At 42.6% G+C, this 465-nt stretch carries 1 pseudogene; it reads right to left on the bottom strand.

Features of this window, described 5'->3' with window-relative positions:
- A pseudogene (locus B4H32_RS01310) lies at positions 1 to 465 on the bottom strand (PCRF domain-containing protein); the annotation flags it as partial.

The following is a 465-nucleotide window of genomic DNA, read 5'->3' as shown; positions in this document are numbered from 1 at the left end:
AGCTTTAAAGCCATGACGTTCGATCCAACGCAGATACATCCGCAGTAACATCGATGCCCAGTCTTGTGCTTCCGTACCGCCAGAACCTGATTGAATTTCAAGGAAACATGGATTTGGATCCATTGGATTACTAAACATGCGGCGGAATTCTAAATTACCTAAAGCCTGTTCAGCACTATCAAGTTCAGCCTGAACATCTTCCAGTAAAGTTTCATCATCGGCTTCTACAGCCAAATCAAGCATGGCTTTGGCATCATCTAGCTGCTCTGCAAGACGATCAAATACACCTAAAGTATTTTCTAAACTGCCCTTTTCTTTCGCAATCGCTTGCGCACGACTCTGATCATTCCAAATCGTTGGGTCTTCTAGTTCTCTTAAAACTTCTTCTAAACGCTCAGCCTTTAGATCGTAGTCAAAGATACCTCCGTAGTGTTTGGCTACGATCAGATAAATCTTTCAATTGGT

Source organism: Acinetobacter sp. UBA2063, assembly GCF_002333245.1.
GTDB lineage: Bacteria > Pseudomonadota > Gammaproteobacteria > Pseudomonadales > Moraxellaceae > Acinetobacter > Acinetobacter parvus.
The sequence above is the reverse complement of the archived record's forward strand: the minus strand, read 5'-3'. Positions and strand labels throughout refer to the sequence as shown.